The following is a 20172-nucleotide window of genomic DNA, read 5'->3' as shown; positions in this document are numbered from 1 at the left end:
CATAAAATAATAATGGAAAAGTTCTGGTTGTTGCCAATCGGAGCTTTTTTTGTTGTTATGTATTTGTGTTATTTGGCACAACAAAAAATGCTGTATTTAATGAGCCTTTTGCGCCTTGAATTACTTATGTGTAAATCAAGTTTTGCATACCAAGAGATACAAGAAAAACAACTGTCCATGTTTTTTCTGGGCGAAGCGACAGTAACAAACGCTTATTTTTTCTTTATGCTCCCCTGTCAATCGAGTGGCTCAAGGGCATTAAATAAATATATAGATGATTCTAGTTAATCAACATGTGTGATAAATTACTTAATTTTATGGAAATTCAGTCGATATTAAAGTCAATAAAAAGGGGGGATATATTTGAATATCACAAAATTAATGGGCGTTAATTGGGATAACGCAGTATCATTAAACAATTATTCCTCAAATAAAAGTGAAGAGTCAATAAAAATTGAAGAACAGATACGGGCGCATATAAAAAATATCCCTATTGATACCTTTGAAAGAGATCCCTCAGCAACTCCAGTAAAATTAACAGCAATAGAAGTTCCACCTGAGGGTCGAGAAAGATTTAAATTTATTGCTGGTATTAATGAACGAAGCATTGAGGAAAGAAAAAATATTATGAACTTGATTGAACAGAGTGTGAAAAATCCTAGTGCATGGTCAGGTGACTACTCTAAAATGTTTCGCGCTCAAACAGGTATGCAATTGCAAGTGATTGCAGAAAAATTAATTCCTAAAAAATATCAAGAGCAGATGGGACGGGCAATCAAAGAGTATCAAGAAGAAGGATATAAACGTGGATTTATCATACATGAAGCATTGCAAGCAGAATATAAGAAGATTTTGACAGAAACTGGTAGATCATCTAGTATCATAAAATCAGATTTTCAAGAAAAAGAGCACGCAATTAGAGGTTTCTACAGGGAATTAGACTTTTCGAATCCATCAAATTTTATCCAATCTTTCGAAAAAGTGCTAGAAAACTATAAAGATAGTCAAAAATCAGATAAAGACTATGATAAAGTGATTCGAGGTTATCAAGAAGATTTACGGACAAAATGGAATGAATTCGCTTCTATACTTGAAGAAATGCAGTCATTTAAGCTACCAACGACTAAAAATTCTCTTTATAATATTTTAATTTAGTTCTTTCACAAGAATGACAACAACTGTTTTCATGTTAACATGTATTTCGTAAGTCAATTTTAGCCATTTTAACGATAAAATAAAAAAGGAGATTTTTCCATGCAGCATATTCAAGTAGAGCAATTTTTGCAGGACAAGGTAAAGCATACAGAGAAAGTTGCCGCTGGTGTGGGCTATGATAGTATAAACATTCAGTTAAGAGCAGGGGAATCGGTGGCAGAGCATTCAGCATCTGGAGAGGTGTTGATTGTTTGTCGTAAAGGACGTGTAAAGTTTTATGTTGAAGGGCAAGTAACGGAGCTGGATGCTAATGCACTGTTAATGCTTGAGCCAAATGAAAAGCATCGTCTTGAAGCGGTAGAGGATTGCGAGATGATTGTTGTACGTTTGAAAAAATAATGGATGGAAAAGTTCTGATTGTTGCAAATCAGAGCTTTTTTTGTTATTTTCTGTGAGATAGAAGGGGGAGGCATATGGTACATATATTATATATAGAGGATGAAGTAGAAATTGGCAATTGGGTGTCACAGAAGCTGACGCAGCGCGGTTATGAGGTGACATGGCTGACGTCTGGTGAGGTGCTGAGCATTATGTGGAGCAAGTAGATATTGTTGTGTTGGATGTGATGCTACCAGGTTTAGATGGTTTTTCGATTGGGAAGCGTCTGAAAAATAAAAATGAACAGTTGCCAATTTTAATGCTTTCTGCACGGACAGCGGTGGAGGACAAGCTAGAGGGGATAAGCTTTGCGGACGATTATTTAACAAAACCCTTTCATCCAGATGAACTAATAGCGCGTGTGGAGGTGCTATTAAGATGCTTTCAAAAGTATGAGCATCAACTAATGATTAGACATTTAATGGTGTATACAAAAGATATGCGTATAATCAATCAGCAGACACAGGAGGAAATTCAATTAACGGGTAAGCAATATCATTTATTTCAATATTTTATTCGGCATTTGAATCAAATTTTAACAAAGGAGCAGCTTTACGAAAATGTGTGGGGCGAGGCATATATAGAAGGCGATCAAACGCTGATGGTACATATTCGCTATTTACGTGAAAAAATCGAAATCAATCCAGCACAGCCTCTAATTATCGAAACCATTCGTGGCATTGGCTATAGGGTGAAGGATGGAAGCTGTAAATAAAACAAAGGAACTAAAAGCTGTTAAAGATGGTGCTGAGCATGTTTCTGTAAAAACGGTTAAGGCATCAGAAATGCAAAAATGGATGGATAGTAGACTTAATGCTCTCGATAAACCACATAAGTACACAAAAATTCTACAGGGTATTTCTGTAAAAGAAAAAAATAGTAAGTATTATAATTTTGAAAGGTATAAATCTTTATGGAAAATGATTTAATCATATATTACTCGTATAATTTAAATTGGCACTTACCAAAAGCAATTCAAAATGAAGCAAAGGAATTTCTTTGCCAAATTACAAATGAGCAATTGCCACTTATATTTCCTAAATATGCAAAGGAATGCTGGGAAAATGCAGTAGATGTTATAATATCAGTCGGTTACCCCAATAATGAACTAGCGCTACCTAAACTATACGAATTATTCAGGGATTTAAATTGGCCAGGGGCAACAAAAGCATTAGAGTATCTTAAAGGTATGGAACTCTCTGTAAATATTAAGTATTTAGAAAATGCTTGTGTTGAAGCTATCAAAATAAATGATACAGAATGGTTGTATTTTTTATGTATGGTAAGTGAAGAACTCAATATTAGTAAAGATGATTTTAAAGATGTCAGTTTATATAATGCAATGAAAAAGGCATATGAAGAGGATTAATATAGATTAAAATAAACTTTGATATTTTGAAATCGCGTGAGTTTGTTTCAAAACTCTTGATGTAATGTATAATTTACGAACAGTCTTTTAAACAAACAGATGTCAACTAGAAAGAGAAAAGTTGACATCTGTTTTATGTGTCTAAAAACCTTACACCATCTGGTATGAACAGTTGTACTCCAGCCCTACTCATAGCTTGTGACGCTTTGAACGCTCGGACGGTGACTGTAGGGGGAGTATCATTATCTTATGGATGGGTTATAGCTCACAATCTTAGACAAAATAATTATCGCTCGTTCCAATTCGGAAGTCGTGGCGTACTTGTCAGGTAGCTAACCATGCATAAAAAACGTATCTGATTTTTGGTTATACTGTATGATGGTTTCTTTCATGCTTTCTTTGTCAAAGAGCAAAATGTATCAAAATTATCAATCACAAAAGATATGATGATTTTCCCTCTCATAACCTTCAACGGAATTTTTTCCAAAATGCCAAAGTTATAATGAAAAATTTTTGATATTCGAAATAAAAAATCTGATTAATCACATCATGATAGTATTTTGGGAATAAAGGAGTTATTTTCAAAACTTATTTGATTGACAATTGAGATAGCTCTTTTACTATTTATATTTCTTTTCTTTAAGTATTTGTACAACTTTAACTATTGTCTTTGATTTAAAACTATACGTTGTTACTGATGAATCATCTAAAACTAATGTACTTTCTGTTCCTATTTGATTGTTTGTATTTCGCAATTGAAAAATGAGCCACTTCGCAACTTTCAAATAGAGCCACTCTGTACACATGTGGAGAGGAACACTTTGTCTTCTTCTAGGCTTGACATGGAGCCTCTGTGAGCATGATTCCCTCATGAAAGGCTTGGCATCAGGTTTCATGTCCTAACCACGGTATCATGCTCACCTCTCCATGTAAAGCCGAGTTGTCCTTCTCAAAAGTACAGGGAATTTTTAGTGGCTCACCTTTTTGATTAATAAATGGCTCAGAATTAGGTTGCGATATACAATTGTTGATAAAACAGGAATTTCTAATTGATTTCTGAATCTTCTATCTCAAATATCATGTATTCACAAAAACTATGAAGTTATAGTAACATTTACTATATTATTGAAGTTTATAAAAAAAGGGTTCATAGAAAAGAGGTGAATTATTTGTCTGTGTTCCATAAATTAACGAATACCGAAATGGAAATTATGCAAATCATTTGGGAACTGAATCGTTCTGTTACATCAAGTGAATTATTAGAAATCTTTGTAGAAAAAGCTTGGAAAGGACAAACCATCAATACCTTTTTATCTCAATTAGTTGATAAAGGATTATTATCTGTAACAAGAGGAAAATGGCGCATGAATCATTATAGCCCTTGTATAACATTTAGAGAATACAAGAAAAGGGAAGCTAAAAGTATATTAGATACAATGTATCAAGGGTCTGTGAAAACCTTTTTAACGACACTCTACGGTGAGAGAGTAGTAGATGATGAATTGGAACAATGGCTTTCAGAGAAGCAGGTGAATAGATAGGTTAATGATAGGACTATAGGGCACTTCTCATATTATCACTATTTTGCCTGCGTTTTCGTAATAGTTAAATTTCCTTGGTCATCCTAAATCCACCATTTTCTTAAGGTGAAATAATTAATAGAATAGCTTTAATAAATGGTATATTTCACAAGTTATTTAACAATAATATTTATTGAATAATTTAGAAATTAATGATAAATTAGGAATATGTATTTGCAAAGAAAAAATACATAGTATTGCAATTACACAATGTTTTAACTTGACATGGAGCCTCTGTGGTTATGAGTACCAAGCTAAAAAGCTAGCTATATCAATGGCTGGCTTTGCCGAACAAGGCTATCATATGCCTACCACTCCAAGTAAAGTCACAACGCCAAGTTAGATTGCAATACTCTGCACTTTTATTTTGCAATACACAAATATATAGAATAAGGAGGTATTCAAGAGATTTATGAGCGATTCTAAATATTTGAGTGAAAGTGAAATTACAGAAATATTAGAAAGTAGACCTAGAAACATAGAAGGATTTGTGCAAAAAATAGAGGTTACTGATAGAGCTGCTTTAAGAGAATCATTAGAAAAAACACTAGAGGTATTTAAATTAGAAGAAAATTTTAATCGTATTGAGTTTTTTAATAATGTATTGAATAATTTTGAAAACACAACTTTTTTTATAGATTTTGCAGAGGGTAATTTTATGTTTTATTCTTTTGAAACGGTTAAAAATTCTACACACTACGAAATAAAAGACACTGGTTTTTTTAAACTTCCAAAATAATATAAAACATCAGGCGTGTTGATTAACCATAATTATACAGGTTTCCAGTTGCCAACCTCTGCTGCCAGTCGAGTGTCTCTCTGATTTCCAAACGCCATTCTACCGGTAAGGCACCGCAAAGAAGCAGGCGTAAAAAGCCAGCGAACGATAGGGTTTTGCAGTAGCTCCCCTTGTTACCTTGTGTATGCAAATATTTGAGCAGAACGTAGGCGATCAGCGCCGCAAACAGCTGGTTGAACACGGCGTTTTCTGTCGTGCCGAAGAGAGCCGGCACATTCAAATTCTGCTTCACCCAGCGGAAGAATGACTCAATCGCCCAGCGTGATTTGTACATTTCAGCTACTTCTTCCGCGGTTACACCCATCAGGCTGGTGATCACGCTGATCGTTTTTCCTTTATAATCGGTAAACTGCACGATACGATGCCGGTTTTTCGTTTGTTTCTGCGGCGTGCCCAGTGTGCAAGTGAAGTCAGCGGTCACGTTGGATCCTTCTGGACGGCTGCCCTGAAGTGATTTCTTTCGGTTGAAATGGATATTGTCCTTTAAACGAAAGACAAAATCCTGGTCACTTTTGAGATACCGGTCTACTTTATCAATCGAAAAGTACGCCCGGTCGCCAACCAAAATAAATCGTTCGTCTTCCAGCTCTTTTCCGATCGGACCATCATGTTTTAATCCCGTCGTCTCCACCACATGAAGCGGCATGCCGGTTTCATTCGAAAAGCCAACATGCAGCTTGATGCCTGCCCGCTCTCCATGATAGAGCGCCCAAGGCAACCGGGTTTTTCCGACGGTGATGGTCGTCGAATCAATCGACAGAAGGGCTTTCGGGAGTTTGATCTTGCGGCGGGCCGCGCGGTTCAGTTTGCCGATCACCACTTCCAGCACACGCTTCATGATCGCGTAATCCTGTCCTTTGAGATGCTTGGAAAGAGACGAGTGATCGACGGGTGTCAGTCCGATATGTTCACCGACATCCGCTGCGTGGCGCAAGCTTTTCCATTCATTCGCAGCTGAATGGATCAGATAGGAAAGAATCACGGAGACCGTGCATTTACGGGCTTTTTCTTCGTACTGAAACTCCTCCAGAATCTCTTGGAGTTCTTCTTTGGAAAGAAATTTTTGAATCAATGTCTCGAGCGTGGTATTCTTATTCATGAGAGATGACCTCGTTTCGTAAATGTTGGTTTGGACACTTACATTTTACGAGAGGCATCTCTTTTTTTCATGTATTAAGCTGGTAGTAGTTGGTTAATCAACACGCGTGACTATTTTTTATTGGCGGCTATATTTATTTTCAGCGTAAGGCTGTTTAAGGAAGGGGAGATGAACAATTGCTTAAAGCAAGAAAAATTTTACTATCTTTAACACTTGTTTTAGCAAGTGGTATTAGCCTATCAAATGCTTCTGCAGCAGTGCCAACAGTAGAGGAACAGCAGATACGCACAGCAAATGAAGCGGTGGCAGAATGGAAGGACTGGGTCAATGACCATGCGTATAAGCTAACATCTATTCAACGGACAACAGATTTTGACGATTTAGAGATGCTAAAGCCATTATTGCATGATAAACGGATGGTCTTTTTAGGTGAAAGCTCTCATGGGGTAGCGGAATTTAGCTTAGCCAAGACACGCCTTATTCAATTTTTACATCAAGAGATGGATTTCAATGTCCTAGCATTTGAAAGCGGGCTAGGTAATATAATGGATGCCTATGGAAACATAGACCAACAATCTGCTGAGCAGACGATGAAGGAAGCTATTTTTGGCGTATGGTGGACAAAGGAAACATTACCGTTATTTGACTATATAAAAGCATCACAAACGACCGACCAGCCATTATCGTTAGTGGGCTTTGATATGCAGCTACAGGGGATGTTTACAAATGGTGATTGGTTACAGAATAAGCAACTTGCTAAGCAATTTTTAACTGTAGAGGAACAGTTAGTAGATTGGAGCTCTAGTGAGGATATAGAGGGCTACCGACAGGCAAAACCGAAGTTGATTACCGTATATACAGATGTAAAGTCGCAGGTTAAACAGCAGGAGCAAGTATTGAAGGCAGCTTATCCAAACGAGCCACATATTGTGAAGTTAATGGAGCGTACTTTAGCTCAGCGTATTCACGTAGCGGAGGAATATATCGAGCTAAACATTCAGTCGAATATTGAACTGAAGCAAAATAACCCAACCACATTTTATAAAACAATGGAATGGCGTGACCAAGCCATGGTCGAAAATTTACTGTGGCTAGCAAACGACGTCTATCCGAATGAGAAATTTATTGTCTGGGCACATAATGATCATATACGTAAAGCGCATTCCGAAGTGATGGGAACGCCTTATCCTGTAAAAATGATGGGCGAGCTTTTGCCTGAAGCAAAGAAAAAATCGAGCTATGTATTAGGGCTTTATATGGGAAGTGGCGAAAGTGTAAGTAATGCTCGTGATGTGTTACCTGTTTTACCAGTAAAAAGAGGTTCAATGGAAGATATCCTTGCTGCTGCAAATGCACCCTATACATTTATTGATATGCGCTACCGTCAAAATGAACGAGGCAATTCATGGATGTTTGAACCGCGACTATCTTATAGCTGGGGATTGATTGAAGAAAGCTTTGTACCACAGGAACAATATGATGGCATTTTATTGATTGATAAAGCCACTCAACCGACTTATATCAAATAAAGTGTGTTAAATTAGCCTAAAAAGAGCGGAAAGCTGTAGGAAAAGTAGATTTTTCTTACAGCTTTTTGGCTTGCTCACTCTATTTCTAGTAGAGGGATATCGTGAATCGGAATAGTAATAGGGGTTGGATAGGCTTGTGTGTGATAGCTTGCCGTTTGTGATAGGCGTGGCTTTAAACAGATCATGCCATTTTTTACTGTAATGGAAGATACTAAATAATAAATATCCTCATACATATTCAAGTCTAAAAATGCAGCTTTTCTTGTGACACGCTTCTTATAATCATGGTATTCAATAATGGCTGTTGATTTCTCCTGTAAAGATTTAATTTGATAGGAGATGGTTACCTTGTACTGACTTGTTTCTTTTGATAGATGTTTTATTGCCATCTCACTGCCTAATTGAAGCATTATATGATAGACATCTAATATAAGGCTTAGTTGTTCTGTATTGCTAGCAATTTGCTGTAAAACATTGGAGATAAGCTTTAATAGATAAAGCTCTTTTTCCTGCTTCGTTTTTCTGTTAAAAGAATCGACTGCAACACCTACATCATAATATTTTACTCGCTGTTCAGTCCCTCGCACTGACTCCTGAATAATTTGCTCCCTCAGTAATGGTGTACTAACAATATAGAGATGATCAAAATTTCCTGTTATAAAACCTTTTTCTCGAAGCTTTCTGGCAAATCGTGTACAGATCAACCGAGTATCTTTTTCTAATTTGTATATTTCCCCCATGTAAGTAGGCAACGATTTTGTACGCGCTAATTCTTCAAATAGTCTAATATCTGCGATTTTTTTCTCTTTCATATTACCCTCCCCCTCTGACAACGTATTAGTTTTTTTATTCCTGATGAAAAATTTTTATCCATAGAGTCAATTTTAATTTGAGAAAAGTAAATTTTTCAATAGCATAAATTGTCAAATGAATTTTTATTGAAAAAATATTGAATTTTCTTTTTCTTTTCACTATAATTTACTTAATTCTAATTCGGAACACTGTACCGATAATAGGAACACGGAGGGATGAAGTCTTGAAAATCGCAACAGATATTGGCGGTACTTTTACCGACCTAGTTTTCACAGATGAAAAGGGAAATCTTCATTTTGATAAGGGACATACGACACCTGGTCATTTTGAGGACGGTATATTAAATGTATTAGAACGACATGTAACGGAGGATTCTTTAATTGAATCATTTATTCATGGATCGACGGTTATCATCAATACACTAACGGAACGAAAAGGGGGAGTAGTTGGGTTAATAACAACAAAAGGCTTCCGCGATGTCATAGAAATTGCACGTGGAAATCGACCAGACTTATATAATTTTAAATATAAAAAGCCAGAACCATTTGTAGAGCGTTATTTACGACAAGAAATTGATGAGCGAATCGATTTTAAAGGAAATATTATGAAAGCGCTTAATACCGAGGAAGTTGACGAGATCGTTCATAAATTTAAGGAATTGGGGGTTGAGGCGATTGCCATTTCCTTAATACACGGCTATAAAAATCCAATTCATGAACAACAGTTAAAGGAAGCCATTTTAAAAATTTGGCCTGAAGTATATATCACACTTTCAAGTGAAACGATTAAAGAATACCGTGAGTATGAAAGAACAAACACAACAGTCCTTAATTCTTATGTAAAGCCAATTGCACATGCCTACTTAAAAAGCCTAAAAGAGAAATTAAGCACAATTGGCATTACAGACCATTTAAAAATTATGCAATCGAATGGCGGGACTACAAGCTTTGATAAAGCAATGGAGCTACCAATCAACCTCGTTGAATCTGGACCTGTAGCAGGGATGTTTGGGGCAGCTAAATTAGGCCAACTTTTAAATGAATCGAATATCATAGCTTTTGATGTTGGTGGGACGACAGCAAAATGTTCACTTATTACAGATGGCAAAGTCAATGTCACAACAGATTACTATATTGAAAGAAATGAAAAATTTGCGGGCTATCCAATTAAAACACCTGTAGTAGATATTGTCGAAATCGGAAATGGTGGTGGCTCCATCGCACGTGTAGATCAGTTTGGCTCATTAAAGGTTGGACCAGATTCTGCGGGGGCAAATCCAGGACCTGTAGCATATGGCTTAGGGAATACACAGCCAACAATTACAGATGCCAATGTTTATTTAGGAAGATTATCCTTAGAAAACTTTGATAACCCAGTATCCATTAACAAAGTAGAGGAGGCTCTTGTTGAAGCAATTGCGAAACCATTTCATGTGTCAGCAGAAGAAGCAGCACAAGGTATTTTAGATATTGCAAACTCCAATATGTTAAACGCACTGAAGCTGATCTCTATTCGTAAAGGCTATGACCCTGAAGATTTTACTATGGTGGCATTTGGTGGAGGTGGTCCACTACATGCGATTAATTTAGCAGAAGAGCTTGGTATGAAAAAAGTCATTATTCCTTATGGTTCATCCGTCTTCTCAGCACTAGGAATGATGATGACTGAATACCGACAAGATTATATTCAAACAAGTTTAATGGGGTTCGATCATCATCATCTAGCGGCGATTCAAGAAAATATTGATCAAGTGATTGCCAATGCCTATGCAGATGCACCATTATCAAAGGATCATTATTATTTTGAAATTAATTATGATTTACGCTACAAAGGTCAAGAGCATGCCGTTAAATTAAATGCATCAACTATTACGCTTGATGAAGAGGGGCTACTTGAATTAGCTGAAGCCTTCCACATCAAACATAAACAAGAGTTTTCTTTTGATTTACCAGCTACGCCAATTGAGCTAGTCAACTTACATCTTACAATCTACGGTAAAGATGAGGCGGTTCAATTTAAAGAGCTAGACTTCTCTTCTATCGACGGTTCCACATGTGTCAAGGCACAACGCAATTTATATGTGAAGGGAACAGGTTGGGTAGAGGTCAATGTCTATGACCAACAAAAATTAGTACCTGGTTATGTCATTACGGGTCCTGCTATTGTGGAAAATCCAACATCTACGGTCGTAATCAATGACAAGCAATCGATTGAAATTGATAAATACGGCAATTTGATTGTAGAGATGGAGGGGAAATAAAATATGAAAAAAGATGTTTTTGCAGTAGAAATTATTCAAGATTCATTGCTAGCTATAGGCGATGAGATGTTTGTGGCCCTAGCACGCTCTTCTATGAGCCCAGTTATCTATGAAGTATTAGACTACGCTTGTGGTTTAACAGATGCCAAGGGAAATTTAATTAGTCAAGGGAACGGTGTAACGAGCTTTATTGGGATGTTAAGTCCAATGGTACAACGTGTTATTGAAAAGTTTGATAATGGGAAAAAACTACACGAAGGTGATGTCATTATTATCAATGACCCTTATGTTGGAGGTGGCTCGCATTTATCGGATGTGGGCTTAGTTCTACCTATTTTCTATAACGGTGAAATTATTGCGTACTCTGCCAATAAAGCACACTGGACAGAGGTAGGGGGCATGGACCCTGGTTCGTTTACAAGTAATTCTAATGAAATCTATCAGGAAGGTTTACAGCTACCAGGTGTCAAACTTTATCATCAAGGTGAACTGAACGATGCAGTCTATGAAATTATTTCTACGAATGTTCGTTTATCAGAGCTTTCAATCGGTGATATGTTTGCACAAGTAGCCGCCTTAAAAACAGGTGAAAAGCGAATTGCAGAGCTTTGTCAGAAGTTTGGTGCAGAATCGGTGAAATTGTCCATTCAAAAATTATTGGACAAGGGTGAGAAAATTGTAGAGCATGAGCTTCAACACCTACCTAAAGGTGAATTTTATGCGGAGGACTTTATTGAAGGGGACCCATTAAAAGGTGGACCTTATCCAATTAAAGTGAAAGTCACAATCAGTGATGAGGAATTTATTTGTGACTTCAGAGGCTCACATCCGGCGGTCAATGTACCAATGAACTGTTCGCAATTTGGTTTAATGGCAAGTGTGCGCGTTATGTTCCTAGCATTACTTGGCGATATTGACGTAATTAACGAGGGTGTTTTTAAACGCTTAACGATTATCACAGATGACAATTCCATTGTTTCGGCTAAACGTCCACATCCTGTATCGATGAACTTTGAGGCACGTATTGGGGCAGCTGATCTAATTTGGAAAGCTCTTGCACCGCATTTACCAGAACGATTATCAGCAGGGCATCTACAGTCTGTTTGTACGTTTATTCTCACTGGGAAAAATCCTGAAAATGATGAATCATTCCTAATTGTTGAGCCATCTGTTGGTGGCTGGGGCGCAGCGAATGATGAGGATGGTCAAAGTGGACAATACTGTATGGGAGATGGTGAAACATATAATCTTCCAGTTGAAATTGCCGAAACAAAATACGGTATTCAAATTGATGAATATAGCTTAAATTGTGACGGTGCTGGTGCTGGTCAATTTAGAGGTGGCTTAGGTGTGCGTCGCGTTTATACAGTCAATCATAACGGTCAAAAGGTTTCTGTAAACTTAGGTAGACATCAATTCGCGCCATTCGGTTTAAATGGTGGTGGAGAAGGCTCTCACAACTATTTAATCATTCATAAAAAGGATGGAACGAAAATTGGACCTGTTGGCGTACTTGCCAATTATGAATTGCAAAAAGGCGATCGTATTGAGCTTGTTACAGCAACTGGCGGTGGTTATGGTCATCCACATGAACGAAGCACGGAGGCCATTGAACGTGATTTATTGAATGAATATATTTCTGTAGAGGTAGCTAAACAACAATATGGCTATCACAATGCTTAAAAGGAGAAGTCCACGACAAGTAAGTCGGTATTTCTAAGCTTATATGGTGTCAGGATGCTAATAAGAAAGATATAATGCCATTTCTTGTGGATACTCAAAGGGAGAAATACATGCTTGAAACATGAAGTATCACATATTTCAAATAGGGGAGCTGACACTATGAATAATAAAGTATTACATCCTAGGGCCTTGGAGCCTGTTACATTACTAATGATTGTTTTCACATCTGTAATTGGGGCAATTATTGGGATACAGCTAATTACGACTTTAGGGATTTCTGCAAATACATCCATTGTTGGGGCAATATTTGCGATGATTCTAGGGAGAATTCCAATTGGCAAGCTAATTGCCTTTAAATCTATACATCGACAAAATATTGTGCAAACGGCGATATCAGCCGCTACATTTAGTGCAGCAAGTAGCTTAATGCTGCCAATTGGGATTCCATATGTATTAGGCTATGAAAATTTAGTATTACCATTATTTATTGGTGTAGTTTTAGCGATGTTTGTGGATGCTTTATTATTATATAAATTTTTTGATACAAAGGTTTTTCCAGCAGCAGGCACATGGCCGCCAGGAATTGCTACGGCTGAGGCGATTAAAGCAGGCGATAAAGGTGGTAAAAATGCCAAAGTATTAGTTGGTGGTGTCTTAATTGGTATTGTAGGGTCTGTTTTAAAAATACCGATGTCGGCTTTTGGCGTAGCGTTTATCGGTAATATTTGGGCACTAACAATGTTTGGTATTGGTCTGTTACTACGAGGCTATTCGGTTCAATTATTTAATATTGACTTAAATGACTATTATATTCCACATGGCATGATGGTTGGTGCTGGGATTGTGGCACTGTTCCAAGTAGGATTATCATTATTTACTAAAAGAGCTGCTAAGGAAGTAGAGGAAGTAAGGTATACGAAGGATGAAAAAGAAATTCGCCAAGGCTTTGGTGTAGGATTTATTGCTTATTTAGCGATTGCTTTATTAATTGCATTATTAGGCGGTTTAATTTCTCATATGTCCTTTGGGATGTTGCTTGGTTTCCTATTATTTGCGGCGATTGCGGCATTTGTACATGAGCTTATTGTTGGGATTGCGGCTATGCACGCTGGTTGGTTCCCTGCATTTGCTGTAGCATTTATTACACTGATTGTTGGTATTTTACTGGGCTTCCCAGCGCCAGCTCTTGCCCTATTAGCAGGCTATAGTGCAGCGACAGGGGTAGCTTTTGCAGATATGGGCTATGACTTAAAAACAGGCTTTATTTTACGTGGCAATGGTAGTGATCCAGCTTTAGAAAAAGAGGGACGCAAGCAGCAGCTCATTGCAGGTATGCTAGCCTTCGCCATTTCAGCGATTGTTGTGTTACTATCCTATAAATCTTATTTTGCGCAAGATTTAGTAGCACCTGTCAACCATGTTTATGCAGCAACGATTCAATCAGGCGTTACTGGTGATGTAGCGAAGCAATTAATGATTTGGGCGATTCCAGGCGCATTGATTCAATTGCTTGGTGGTGCAAAGCGTCAAATGGGTATTCTTTTTGCAACAGGCTTACTATTAGTTAACCCAATTGCTGGCTGGGCTGTATTAGTGGGGATTGTACTGCGTATTATTTTCACAGCTATGACAAAAGGGAAGAAAGAATCTGAAATGACTGTATTTGCAGCGGGGGTTATTGCTGGAGATGCCTTATACAGCTTCTTTACCTCTATTGTAAAAATCGGGAAGTAGAAAGGAGTATACTAAATGGTCAAAGGATTAACCTATAACGATGGCATTGCAGCGGTTTATGGAGGCGCAATCCTTGGCGGTGGCGGAGGTGGTCTGCTAGAGGAGGGACTAAAGCTAGTGGAAGAAATCTTTGCTGCTGGGGGGCCTCAATTAGTCGACATAACGGAATTAGATCATAAAGATCTAGTGGCTTGTGTAGCAATGGTGGGCGCGCCTTCAGCAGCCGATCAATATATTTCCAATGAGCAGCTTTGCTGGAGCTATCAAAGCATGGACATGTATATGAACCAACGTTTAAAAGGTATCATTACAAATGAAAATGGGGCAATTACAACGATTAATGGCTGGCTGCAATCTGTCTTATTAAATGTACCAGTCGTTGATGCTCCTTGTAATGGACGGGCACATCCAACGGGCATTATGGGCTCCTTAAATTTACACGAACAACAGGATTATCAATCTGTGCAATTTTATGCAGGAGGAAAAGATGACTTCGCCGTCCAAGGCTTTGTGGAAGGGAATTTATACAGCACCGCAAAGACAGCACGCCAAGCTTCTATTTTAGCAGGCGGGCTAGTAGGGGTCACTCGAAATCCTGTAACGATTGACTATTTACAAAAACATGGAGCACCAAAAGCGATCACTATGGCCATAGAGCTTGGCTATCGCTTCTTAAATGGGCAAACCTTTGAAGAAAAGCTAGCCCAAGTGTTGCAGTATCTGAATGGCGTGCACATCGTATCAGGTGCTGTCACAAATTATTCGTTAACAAAGGAAAATGGCTTCGATGTAGGGGAATTATCAATGGGTGATTACCATCTGACGTTCTGGAATGAGTATATGACATTAGCGAAGGAAGGGCAGGTACAATCCAAATTCCCAGACCTCATCATGACGTTCGATATCGAAAAAATGATGCCAGTGCCAAGTGCAAGTATTAAAGAGGGGATGCATGTCGCAGTGATTCATGTAGACCAGTCTAACTTAAAATTAAGTACAACTATGCAAAACGAAGCACTATTGCGGGAAATTGATGAAGTGATCAAAGGCGTTCTATAAAGTAAGAAAACAAAACAAAACAGTAAAAGCTGCCATCATCTACTTGAATGTAAGATGGGCAGCTTTTATTTGTCCTTCAGCGGGATGGTAATACATTTTATCACAATCGTTCCTACTTCCTTTTTCACTTCATACATTGATGGCTTAAATGAATTTTCTTACTGATTTGCACAACTCATCGAACGTGGTATTCACAAGCTGTAAGCAATTATCGTGTACGATTTTCATTAAAGGGAGGAGCTACGTTCATACATAATCAAGGAATTGACTAGAAGAAGGTAACAACCAGTAATGAAAAAACAATGCACTTCTGCTACAACCGGCGAAATCCTTTTGGTCATGTAACAAACTAACTTGTTGTTCACATTTTCGGCATGTACAGTTGGCTATGCGGGTTAAACAAAGAATTTCTAAGGGAAAGTGTTCACTTTTATTTATTTAGATGATAGGTTTTCAATACGCACGTCATCTTTTAAACAGGTTATTCAATTGTAAGCCCGCTGAAGTTAATGTTAAATCTGTTAAACACACAGCTGTTGTACATTGCTGAAAAATATGAGGTACAGAACAAATAGCTATTCTGTATGTTTACCATACAATATTCTGAAGAATTAGTCAATTGAAATGGATTTGATTTTTAATTTTGCTAGATTACCTCTTATATAATAAAATACAGTATAATTTGTAGGAAAGGAATGAGTGTAGACTATGAATCATTTAATGAATAAAGTACGCGAAATATATGAGCAATTTGACGCTAGTCATGATTTTCAACATATTGAACGTGTCTATCAAAATGCATTAGCTATCCTACATAGCGAGCCAACAGCAGATGAAGAAGTTGTGAAAATAGCGGTACTTTTACATGATGTCAGTGACAAAAAGTATACCGATAGCAAGGAAAAGGAAGAACAGCTTATTGCGGAATTACCTGTTAGCGAGGAAAAAAAGCAACATATTCGAGATTGCATCGCTCAAGTGTCATTTAATGGTGGGAATGAGCTAGAAGCAACATCATTGGAAGCGAAAATCGTCCGAGATGCAGATCGTTTAGATGCGATAGGTGCTATTGGCATTGCCAGAACATTTGCTTATGGTGGTGTAAAAGGTCGTAAGTTTTATGATAAGAAAGAAGAAGCACGCACAAATATGTCAGAGTCAGAATATCGTCAAAACAATACCGCGTCTGTTACTCATTTTTATGAGAAATTATTACTGCTAAAAGATTTAATGGTGACGGAAAAGGGCAAGCAAATGGCACTTGAACGTCATCAATTTATGGAAAGTTTTTTAAAGCAACTCCAGCACGAAATCGGTCAATAGCACATAGCACAAAAACCGCCTTTTCAATTTGAAGGGCGGTTTTTACCTGAGACTTCTCGTTAATTTTTGAAACTGTAACTAGATAGAGGTTTATTAACCCTAATTTTGGTTATTTTAAATAAATAAGTAAGATGTGTGTACAAATGTTTTGAAATTAATTTTGTTCGTAATATTATTATTTTTTCTATTGCAATATTCTATATCTTTGAAGTAAGCATTGTATTTAAAAATGTGCTCCGTTCTTATTGAAATATTTAGTGGGCTTTATTGATTTTTAATTGATTACCTAGTAAATAATCAAGGTATCCAGTATAATTTTTTGATATTTTATATCAAATAGTAAATTACCATGACTAATTACTTATAAACAGTTGAATGTCTTTCAATAATTTAATGAATATAGAGTCAGTTGCAATCACAATTAATCGGTCCAGCCCTCGAATAAAATTGCCTTGAGATATTCACTAGGGTTATTTGGATTAGGAATATGTATTTCAGTTATTTTCAGTTTCCCACTAGAGATATGTGTTGAAAAATCCGGCTTTTCTTCAAGTGCAATGTAATCTTCAATAAGCATAACTACAAATATTTTTGATGCATCATTAGGAATATCATCTCGGGTAATGTATTCGCTAAATACTTTATGAGGATGTTCTAATTCATACATTCCTCTAACTCTTAGATTTGATAATTTTAATGGATCAATACCCTTGGCACGAGCTAATTCCTTAGAAACAATCAATGTGGCGTTTGTACTTGCTACTGCGTCCCTAATTTCATCAATCAGGTTTAAATAAATAGAACGATCCGCTACCATTGTATTTCCGTAAACAAACCAAAGTGAAAGAAGCTTGTTATTTTGAGTATTTAAATTCCCAGTAACATAAATGACCTCTTTTCTGTCCCACTCTCCCTCGTTAATTTCTTTAGGTAAGTTCTGACTGTCTGGATAGATATAATCTTTAGGATATGAACTGTTTAAAGCTAGAGAAGAATAGCTATAATTATTTTGTTTTTTTGGTTCAACACCAACTCCACCTTTAATAATAAAATCAGGGAAGTTAGAAGAATTGCCTGTCCAACTTAAATATTCATTGTACTTTCTCATTTTTTCGTGTTCATATTGATATTGACTAGCCCCAGTGCAGAACATATCTTTCACAAAAAATTCTAGGCTATCTCCTGCCGCATTTGCTGAACCATTTGACCTAAAAATAGGTGTGAGAATACTAGAATTCCTGTCGAGAATGTTTTTTAAAGCTATCAGAATATTAGTTGTAGGTGTTTGTGCCATTTTATTTCTCCTTCTGTTTTTTCTCTATTTTCGCATAGAAATAAACCCTGGCCAAATCCAAAATATTATGGTAAGATGCTATATATTGAAAAGGAGTGATTCCTGTGGTAGTTACTGAAAGAGAAACAAGAACATTTGTGTCTTCGCTTACTTTCACGCCCGAAGAAGTACAGAATATTTTGTTCAAGAAAATTCGTGAAGAAAATGAACTTATTCAAACTAATATTACTGAACAAGACAGAATAGAAGAAATTGAATTGCTACAAAAACTACATTATGCTGAAGGGAAAACTAATATTGTATCATTATTTTCTGGTGCAGGGGGTTTAGATTTGGGAGTGGAACTTTCAGCTATGGTCGTTCAATTTGGAGAAGAAAGAGCTTACGAGGCTTTTAAAAGAAAAGAAGACTATTTTAATTTGCGCAGTGTTGTGAAATGCAATTTTGTTTATTCCAATGATATGTTTGCATCGGCAAACTCAACATACATTAATAATTTTTCATCTACTGTTACTAAAATTGCAAAGGATATTCGTAAAGTAGCAAAATTTCCAAACTGTAACCTTATGCTTGGTGGATTTCCTTGCCCTGGTTTTAGTAGTTCTGGTCCTAGATTACTAGATGATTCAAGGAATTTTCTATATGTACATTACATTCGTGCATTAGTTCAAAGTAGACCTGAGTTTTTTGTTGCTGAAAATGTAAAAGGTTTGATGACAATGGCCAGAGGGCAAGTTCTTAGTCAAATGATTGAAGATTTTAAAGCTGTAGGTTATCATGTTACTGTTCATTTAGTAAATGCACGCGATTACGGGGTCCCACAACTTCGTGAACGAGTATTCATTATAGGAATTCGTAATGACATTGGTGAAAAGTATGGTTTTAAATATGAAGTTCCCGAACCGACACATGGAGAAGGAAAGTTACCCTATGTCACTTTGAAAGATGCAATTAGTGATTTACCTTTAAATGCCAAAGATTTTTACGAAGGCTCATTCTCAAGTATGTACATGAGCCGTAACCGTAAAAAAAATTGGAACGAACAAAGCTTTACTATACAAGCTAGTGGTAGACAAGCTCCAATTCATCCTCACGGTGAACCTATGAAAAAAAAGGGGAAAGATTCATGGGAATTTCAAGGGGATTTTAATCGCCGCTTATCAGTTCGTGAAGTTGCCAGAATTCAAACTTTCCCTGATTGGTTCGAGTTTTCAAACGGTAATAAAGAAAATGTGACGACTAATCACAAACTTAATGAACAATACAAACAAATTGGCAATGCAGTGCCAGTTTTATTGGCAGAAAAAATGGTACGTCCAATTATTAAATTCTTATATGAAAAAATCATTTAAAAATACAAGTGAATCAATTTCATAAATCGATTTTTTCAAGAGCTTAGACTGCTCCTGTGTCTGATTTTTGTTTTTTAAAATTTAAGCTGCGTTGTTTTGTAGCTGTAAACGTACATTCATCCGATCGACTGCTAATTTGCAGGCATTATAAATAAACGTCACAAGGTTGAAGTGCAGTTTAGCTTTTCTACCGGTTTTGTGACGGACGTTGTTTAACTGAAAAAATTGCTTTAAATAAGCATTTACTCGTTCGACAGCTGTGCGTTCCTTGTAAAGTTTCTTCCATAGCTCGGAGCCACGTGCTGGAAACGTGTATTTGCGGATATCGGTTTCACACTTGATTTTAAACACCTTTTGACAGAGCGAGTCATCACGTAATGGACAGGTTGCGCAATCTTTTGGACGTGTGAACTTAAGCGTTTGATACTTTTCATCAAAGCTGTCGTAACAGTAGCTATGTTCACGCACACAGGTTGGACGGAAATGTTCATCAAAACCGATCATTTCGCCCTCACGTCTTTTCACATATGGAATCACAGCTTTCATCTCTTGTATTGAAATCTGGCGGTAAATTGCTTCATAGTCATAACCTGCATCGAAAATAGCCGTTGTGAAATGGTTAGGCATGATATGGTTCATCTTTTTTAGTAACGGAATCGCCGCTTTACTATCACTCAGATTGCCG

General features: G+C 37.0%; 18 protein-coding genes and 1 pseudogene. 15 read left to right on the top strand and 4 right to left on the bottom strand.

Translation table 11 applies throughout. The annotated features are described in order from the left end of the window. Positions 1-27: 27 nt before the first annotated feature. The 8 genes and pseudogenes from ADM90_RS16345 (at position 28) to ADM90_RS16305 (ending at position 5281) form a co-directional block, all read left to right on the top strand. Positions 28-288 (top strand): hypothetical protein, encoded by a 261-nt coding sequence (locus tag ADM90_RS16345; protein WP_152928040.1) that lies wholly within the window; start codon positions 28-30, stop codon positions 286-288. Positions 289-363: 75 nt separating this feature from the next. Beyond that, positions 364-1155: a hypothetical protein gene (locus ADM90_RS16340; RefSeq protein ID WP_053995995.1), complete on the top strand. Its 792-nt coding sequence runs from the start codon at positions 364-366 to the stop codon at positions 1153-1155. Positions 1156-1254: 99 nt separating this feature from the next. Next, on the top strand, positions 1255-1554 hold the full coding sequence (locus ADM90_RS16335; protein ID WP_053995994.1) for a cupin domain-containing protein: 300 nt from the start codon (positions 1255-1257) through the stop codon (positions 1552-1554). A 74-nt stretch (positions 1555-1628) separates the two neighbouring features. Beyond that, positions 1629-2308: pseudogene (locus ADM90_RS16330) on the top strand (response regulator transcription factor). Beyond that, on the top strand, positions 2292-2522 hold the full coding sequence (locus ADM90_RS16325; protein ID WP_053995993.1) for a hypothetical protein: 231 nt from the start codon (positions 2292-2294) through the stop codon (positions 2520-2522). The pseudogene ADM90_RS16330 and the gene ADM90_RS16325 overlap by 17 nt, the downstream one beginning before the upstream one ends. Further along, positions 2507-2962, top strand: a complete 456-nt coding sequence (locus ADM90_RS16320) for a hypothetical protein (protein WP_053995992.1) — start codon at positions 2507-2509, stop codon at positions 2960-2962. The genes ADM90_RS16325 and ADM90_RS16320 overlap by 16 nt, the downstream gene beginning before the upstream one ends. 1175 nt (positions 2963-4137) lie before the next feature. Next, positions 4138-4503 (top strand): BlaI/MecI/CopY family transcriptional regulator, encoded by a 366-nt coding sequence (locus ADM90_RS16310; protein ID WP_327037041.1) that lies wholly within the window; start codon positions 4138-4140, stop codon positions 4501-4503. Positions 4504-4954: 451 nt separating this feature from the next. Beyond that, complete coding sequence (locus ADM90_RS16305) at positions 4955-5281, top strand: hypothetical protein (protein ID WP_053995989.1); 327 nt, start codon at positions 4955-4957, stop codon at positions 5279-5281. A 22-nt stretch (positions 5282-5303) separates the two neighbouring features. On the opposite strand, the gene ADM90_RS16300 is transcribed toward ADM90_RS16305, so the two are convergent. After that, complete coding sequence (locus tag ADM90_RS16300; RefSeq protein WP_053995988.1) at positions 5304-6440, bottom strand: IS4 family transposase; 1137 nt, start codon at positions 6438-6440, stop codon at positions 5304-5306. 176 nt (positions 6441-6616) lie between these two features. Here ADM90_RS16300 and ADM90_RS16295 point away from each other — a divergent pair, with 176 nt between their 5' ends. Then, the gene (locus ADM90_RS16295) at positions 6617-7969 is read left to right on the top strand and encodes an erythromycin esterase family protein (protein WP_053995987.1); all 1353 of its coding nucleotides are present in this window, start codon (positions 6617-6619) and stop codon (positions 7967-7969) included. A gap of 74 nt (positions 7970-8043) precedes the next feature. On the opposite strand, the gene ADM90_RS16290 is transcribed toward ADM90_RS16295, so the two are convergent. Beyond that, positions 8044-8781 (bottom strand): hypothetical protein, encoded by a 738-nt coding sequence (locus ADM90_RS16290; protein ID WP_053995986.1) that lies wholly within the window; start codon positions 8779-8781, stop codon positions 8044-8046. A 224-nt stretch (positions 8782-9005) separates the two neighbouring features. Between ADM90_RS16290 and ADM90_RS16285 the strand changes: the two genes are divergently transcribed. The 5 genes from ADM90_RS16285 to ADM90_RS16265 all read left to right on the top strand — a co-directional run bounded on the left by ADM90_RS16285 (position 9006) and on the right by ADM90_RS16265 (position 16841). Beyond that, on the top strand, positions 9006-11042 hold the full coding sequence (locus ADM90_RS16285) for a hydantoinase/oxoprolinase family protein (RefSeq protein ID WP_053995985.1): 2037 nt from the start codon (positions 9006-9008) through the stop codon (positions 11040-11042). 3 nt (positions 11043-11045) lie between these two features. Continuing rightward, complete coding sequence (locus tag ADM90_RS16280) at positions 11046-12725, top strand: hydantoinase B/oxoprolinase family protein (protein WP_053995984.1); 1680 nt, start codon at positions 11046-11048, stop codon at positions 12723-12725. Positions 12726-12884: 159 nt separating this feature from the next. Next, positions 12885-14459: an OPT/YSL family transporter gene (locus ADM90_RS16275; protein ID WP_053995983.1), complete on the top strand. Its 1575-nt coding sequence runs from the start codon at positions 12885-12887 to the stop codon at positions 14457-14459. Between the two features lie 15 nt (positions 14460-14474). Then, a complete protein-coding gene (locus ADM90_RS16270; protein ID WP_053995982.1) occupies positions 14475-15518 on the top strand; it encodes an S-methyl thiohydantoin desulfurase domain-containing protein in 1044 nt (347 codons plus the stop codon). A gap of 708 nt (positions 15519-16226) precedes the next feature. Beyond that, positions 16227-16841: an HD domain-containing protein gene (locus ADM90_RS16265; RefSeq protein ID WP_053995981.1), complete on the top strand. Its 615-nt coding sequence runs from the start codon at positions 16227-16229 to the stop codon at positions 16839-16841. A 421-nt stretch (positions 16842-17262) separates the two neighbouring features. On the opposite strand, the gene ADM90_RS16260 is transcribed toward ADM90_RS16265, so the two are convergent. Further along, entirely contained in the window at positions 17263-18135 is an 873-nt protein-coding gene (locus ADM90_RS16260) for an NgoPII family restriction endonuclease (protein WP_053995980.1), read from the bottom strand. Between the two features lie 104 nt (positions 18136-18239). Between ADM90_RS16260 and ADM90_RS16255 the strand changes: the two genes are divergently transcribed. Beyond that, on the top strand, positions 18240-19487 hold the full coding sequence (locus ADM90_RS16255) for a DNA cytosine methyltransferase (protein ID WP_053995979.1): 1248 nt from the start codon (positions 18240-18242) through the stop codon (positions 19485-19487). A gap of 81 nt (positions 19488-19568) precedes the next feature. On the opposite strand, the gene ADM90_RS16250 is transcribed toward ADM90_RS16255, so the two are convergent. Next, positions 19569-20172: transposase (locus tag ADM90_RS16250; RefSeq protein ID WP_152927999.1), on the bottom strand; the 604-nt coding region annotated here is incomplete at its 5' end.

Source organism: Lysinibacillus macroides, assembly GCF_001281525.1.
GTDB lineage: Bacteria > Bacillota > Bacilli > Bacillales_A > Planococcaceae > Lysinibacillus > Lysinibacillus macroides.
Note: the sequence above shows the minus strand (reverse complement) of the source record. Positions and strands in the feature narration are given on the sequence as shown.